The organism is Bacteroidales bacterium (assembly GCA_012517825.1).
GTDB lineage: Bacteria > Bacteroidota > Bacteroidia > Bacteroidales > JAAYUG01 > JAAYUG01.
Map to the genome: position 1 here is coordinate 1 of JAAYUG010000076.1, position 5,472 is coordinate 5,472.

The 5,472-nt window shown below is 46.7% G+C and carries 5 protein-coding genes; 1 reads left to right on the forward strand and 4 read right to left on the reverse strand.

What is annotated here, in order from left to right; genetic code table 11:
- Positions 1–46 precede the first annotated feature (46 nt).
- The 4 genes from GX419_04905 to ggt all read right to left on the reverse strand — a co-directional run bounded on the left by GX419_04905 (position 47) and on the right by ggt (position 4,223).
- Complete coding sequence (locus tag GX419_04905) at positions 47–691, reverse strand: response regulator transcription factor (GenBank protein ID NLI24025.1); 645 nt, start codon at positions 689–691, stop codon at positions 47–49.
- A 150-nt stretch (positions 692–841) separates the two neighbouring features.
- Positions 842–1,471: a hypothetical protein gene (locus tag GX419_04910; GenBank protein ID NLI24026.1), complete on the reverse strand. Its 630-nt coding sequence runs from the start codon at positions 1,469–1,471 to the stop codon at positions 842–844.
- A gap of 90 nt (positions 1,472–1,561) precedes the next feature.
- Complete coding sequence (locus GX419_04915) at positions 1,562–2,512, reverse strand: sensor histidine kinase (GenBank protein ID NLI24027.1); 951 nt, start codon at positions 2,510–2,512, stop codon at positions 1,562–1,564.
- Between the two features lie 22 nt (positions 2,513–2,534).
- Positions 2,535–4,223, reverse strand: a complete 1,689-nt coding sequence (ggt, locus tag GX419_04920; protein ID NLI24028.1) for a gamma-glutamyltransferase — start codon at positions 4,221–4,223, stop codon at positions 2,535–2,537.
- Positions 4,224–4,417: 194 nt separating this feature from the next.
- Here ggt and GX419_04925 point away from each other — a divergent pair, with 194 nt between their 5' ends.
- Positions 4,418–5,281 carry a hypothetical protein gene (locus GX419_04925; GenBank protein ID NLI24029.1) on the forward strand — a complete coding sequence of 288 codons (864 nt, stop codon included), beginning with the start codon at positions 4,418–4,420 and terminating at the stop codon, positions 5,279–5,281.
- The last annotated feature ends 191 nt before the right edge of the window (positions 5,282–5,472 follow it).

Here is a 5,472-nt window from a genome sequence, read left to right on the forward strand (position 1 = left end):
AATAGCGAAAAGGCAACAGCGTAAAGTAAAAGAAATCACCAGAGAATCAGAATTCCACGAGCTTATGCTTCAACGCGTAAATGACGAGGTTGGCCGTGTTTTTTGAACCAGTCTTTTCCAGCAGATTGGACCGGTGTTTATCAACGGTTCGCTTGCTGATGTTCAGCTGGTCAGCTATTTCCTGGTTGGAATACCCCTGGCAGATTTTCCGCAGAATTTCTATTTCTCTTTCTGAAAGATGCGTATCAGCGGTTGCCGTGAGTCTTCCGGAACGTATGTTTTTTACAACATTTAAAAGAAGGTCCTGCGAGAAGTATGTACCTCCCTCATAAACTGCTTTGATAGCACTGATTACTTCATTGATATCGGAGTTTTTAAGAATGAATCCCCTGGCACCTGCATCGATCATTTTCACATAGTACTCTTCTTCTCCGTACATGGAGAGGGTAATGATACGGAGTTCAGGGAAGAGCTTCACTGCCTCTGCAGCCGTTTCGATTCCGTTCATCCCGGGCATTTCAATGTCCATCAGGGTAACGTCTGGTACTGTATCTTTCAGCAACCGGAGATATTCCTGTCCGTTCCCTGCTTCGGCAATTACCCGCACTTCGGATGATGCGTTGAGCAGAAGCCGCAGCCCGTTGCGGAAAAGGGTGTGATCGTCAACAATGCAAACCGAAATGGGAGTCATGGGCAGATGATTTTCTCCACAATAATAAAAATTTTATTGAAACGTATTGGGTATTCCTGCAGAATGGCTTCGGGTTCATATTTCATTGTTTTAATCTTTGCGCTCTTTGTCTTGTCGGAGTTGGTTTTCTTTTTACCTCAGGATGAGGAATCAGAATTCTTTTTTTGATCCCGGAACAAACAATCCGTCGGGATTTGATCCGATGAGGGAGGAGGAGAGGAGGGAAGGGGTCGCCGGAGCCAGGAGCCTGATCTGATCTTTTGTGAGCAGGGGATAATGAGGAACCGAATTAAGGTATTGTCCGATGATGTCGAGATCTTCTTCCGTGGTTCTCCAGTTCAGATAGTCGAAACGGTGCAGGTTTACAGGGCGCGAATAAGTGCGGAGCGATTTGAATCCGTTGGTATTGAAATAAAAATCAAAATAAGACATAACCAGTTCGCGAAGGTTTCGGTAAACGGGTTCACGGTAACGCAGGGTGGTAAAATTCGACTTTCCTACCGCTCCCCAGCAATTGTAAACCTTATAGACAGCCACAACATGGTCGTCATCATCTTCAGCAATCATATCAAGAATCAGAGGCTGATAACCTGCGAGTTCAAGGCAGGCAGCGGCAAACATGGCACCTTCAAAGCAATGGGCCTCATTCAGCTGGTAAACAAGCCGGGGAGAACGGGTACATTTACCTGCATTGTACTTTGTGGAATCAAGATATTCCTGAATCTTTTCAGGTTTTTTAAGAGCCGGAGGAATGCCGGGATGGAATATCCTTTTCATCATAATAAAATTAATTTTCAATGGTATGATGGAACCCGCATGTTCATCATTTTATTACCGTTGGGTTTGTGTGTGTAAAACATGTGGGTTTCGTCATAAAAGAATGCGTATGATGAATTTTGAGCCGCTTTCGGGAGAACTTTCTGCTTCAAGGGTTCCACGCACGGAGCGCAGACGTGAAATGATATTGGAAATGCCGGTCCCTTTAACAGGCCCGTGGATAACTTCCGGCACATCGAAGCCTTTGCCGTCGTCACTATAGGTAAGGATAAGAACATTCCCCTGCTTTGTAAGCTGCATTTCAACACTCGATGCATGCGCATGTTTCAGGGTATTGTTGATCAGTTCACCCGTTACACGGTACAGAACTACCTCAACGTCTTCATTGAACCGCACCCCGTAGAGATCTGAATCGAAACGGATAACCGGAATTCCCGGGCCGGTGATACGGTTGGTAAGGTCATTAATGGCGCTGGCCAGACCAAAGTTGGCAAGCATGTGCGGACTCAGGTTGTTGGAAATTTCCTTAATACTGCGGAGGGCTTCCGTGATAAGATGGTCTGTGTTCCGCAGGATTTCCTTCCTCTTGTCGTCCTGTTCCATTGCTGTGAGGCTCGATACGGAAAGCTTAACAGCCGACAGAAGGGGTCCGAGGTCGTCATGCAGGTCTTTGGCAAAACGTTTCCTTTCGTTCTCTTCCGTTTGTATTACCGCTTTCAGAACCCGTTTTTCAACTTCCCTTCGGGTTTCTTCCACCTTGCGTATGAAATTGAATATGCGGCGGATAAGAATAACTCCTACGGTGAAACAAAGGGAAGTGACAAAGCCTATCCATGTGATAGCCGAGGCTGTATTAAAGGGCAATCTGTCATAAAAAAAAGGAATCATGTCAATAAGCCTGGAAACTACCATCAGAATGAATCCGGTACTGATAAGAATCCAGGAAAGGTTGTATTTTGTGACCCTTGTGAGGCGTATGGCAAGCACTGCGGCTACCAGTTGCAGTACCATGGAAAAGATGAGAGCTATTTGCGTAATCAGCATAAATGATAAATTAAAAGCGAATTCAATAGGAAGCAACGGAATTGTCACCACGGCGATCGCCTACTCCTTCGTACGTGCCGTCAGCATGAACCATAATTACGTTGACACTGCCCAATGCCCTGGCTTCGCTGATGTGGTGCCCTTTCTTTTTTAGTTCCTCCAGGGTTTTTTGCGGAAATCCTTTTTCCATCATAATCTGGTCAGGCATCCACTGATGGTGGAACCGGGGAGCAAAAACCGCTTCTTTCAATGGCATCCCGAAATCAATTACGTTAACAATTACCTGAAGCACCGTAGTTGGGATGGTGGTCCCGCCCGGAGAGCCAAGGATAAGGAATGGCTTGTTTTCAGCAAGGAGTATGGTTGGCGACATGGAACTCAGCATACGTTTTCCTGGTTCAATGGCATTGGCTTTGCCTCCGAGTGCTCCATAAGCATTGGGGAATCCGGGCTTTGTACTGAAATCATCCATTTCGTTATTAAGAAGAAAACCTCTGCCGGGAACAACCACAAAACATCCGTACGACCCGTTCAGCGTTGTGGTAACCGATACGGCGTTTCCTTCGGCATCAATGACGGAAAAATGGGTCGTTTCGGTTGTTTCATCGGCAAGGGAATAACTGACTGCAGAAGATGGAGTTGCCCTTTCAGGCGAGTAATTTTCCATGCGCTTTTTCAGGTATTCCGGGTCAGTGAGCATGTCTGAGGGGACATGTATAAAGTCAGGATCACCGAGGTAACGGGCTCTGTCGGCATACGAGCGCCGCTCAGCTTCAGCCATAAGATGCATGGCGGCTGAAGAAGCAAAGCCGTAATCCCCTATCGGATACCAGGAAAGAATCGAAAGTACCTGCCGGAGGATAATGCTTCCGCTTGAAGGAAGCGGCATGGTAACTACCTTGTAATTACGGTAGGAAAACGTATCGGGTTTTCGTTCCACCGTGTGGTAATTTTTCAGATCCTGACGGGTGATGATGCCCCCTTTTTGTTTCATTACTTGCTCAATGGCATGTGCCGTGGAACCGCAATAGAAACTATCTCTGCCTCCTTCTCTTATCTTTTCCAGTGTTACGGCCAGCTCGGGTTGCCGGAGGATGTCTCCTTCTTTCCATGGCGTGTTTTTTACAAAGGCAACGGGGTATTGGTTGTACATCAGGAAATTTTCCCGGTTGCGGTTGAGGCTTTCAGCTTCTCTTAGGGTAATACGGAAGCCTTTCCTTGCCAGGTTTATGGCCGGTTCGACCAGTTCCTTAAGGGGAAGCCGGGCATGGGGAAGGGTAGCGAAAATGCCATCGACAGTACCCGGAACTCCTGAGGCAAGGGGGCCTTTCAACGACCGCCACGGGACAGGATTTCCTGATGAATCGAGAAACATTTTCGGCGTTGCGGCGGCAGGGGCTGTTTCACGGAAGTCGAGCGCCAGAAGCCTTCCATCGGAAAAATGCGCCACCAGAAAACCTCCTCCTCCCAGGTTGCCTGCCTGCGGATAAACCACCGCCAGGGCAAATTGAACGGCAATAGCTGCGTCGAAGGCATTCCCTCCTTTTTGCAAAACCGCAATGCCCGCTTCACTTGCAATGGGATGGGCAGATACCACCATTCCGTTCGTGCCACTCTGGTTTTTTACAATACGGTAAGAAGCAGGATTCTGGGCCGGCAGGCAGACCGGGATCAGGTAAAGGATCAGAAGAACTGAAAGAAATTTTTTCATACCTCAAATATAGTATTATATACTAATCGTTCATTTTCGAACACCCATTGTTGCATAATCGTTCACATGCGGACGGAAAAAAAAGAGAGAAAATATTTGTAATGTACAGTAAATGAATGTATTATAATTTTTGGCACGTCATGTGTAATACATGCTATGACCATGATAAAAAACCCTAATCAGGAGGAAAAAAAATGAAGACTCTTGCAACGACCATCCGCCCCGCTGCCCTTACCCTGGCCCTTATTGTGGCAGCTTTTCTTCTCCCCTCACAGCTTACCGGACAGTATGAACTGGTATCGCAAAAGCCGGGTTACCCCGGATATGCAACACGGAATTATACAAGTATGCCTGAAATCAGACCGTTGAACTTATCTATATTATTCTCACTGGCGCGCATTTTCCTGCCTTTCAGCAATGATCAGAACGGACTGATAATGCTCAAACCGGTTGCTCCTGAAGCTGTTTTCTGCTACGGAAATTCTTCAGCAAATCGCCTGCATTCGATCTATTTGCTGAGCTCAACAGCCCCTGCGGTAACCGCTTCTTCAACCATCTCTGATGCTGTAAATACTTATGCTCTGGCTCCATCTGCCGGGTCGACCGAATCAATTGAAGGCTGGATGCTTTCATCAGCTGACTGGAATGAGACCATGACAGAAATAGAATATAAGGTTGAAAGCTGGATGCTGAATGAGTCAGCCTGGATGGAAATTTCATCAGAACCTGCTGAATACGTTGAAAGCTGGATGCTGAATGAGGCTGAATGGATGGATATTCCAGCTGAACCACTGGAAAACATTGAAAGCTGGATGCTCGATGGAGCCAGCTGGACTGAAATCACGGCCGATCCGGCAGAAAATGTCGAAAGCTGGATGCTGAATGACCTGACCTGGGATGCCCTGACTTCTGAAACTTCTCAGGGTCTGGAAAGCTGGATGAATGACGATACTACCTGGGCTTCGGGTAATTTCAGTTCAGAGGAAGCACAGAACGTTGAGCCGTGGATGCTGAATACTGAAAGCTGGAATGTTCAATATACCGCCGGAATCAAATAGCAGATCATTTCTCCTATAGCGGATTCTTCCGTCCATCCCGTCCCGCCAGTTACCAATTTATCCAGGGACGGGATTTTTTGATTTAAAACGTAGTTCAATTAAATCCCAACTCAGAAATCACAACTCACCGAAAATTTCCAATTTCCAATTTTCTGCAAGTGATCACGCTATGAAAACCTGAACACATTAAT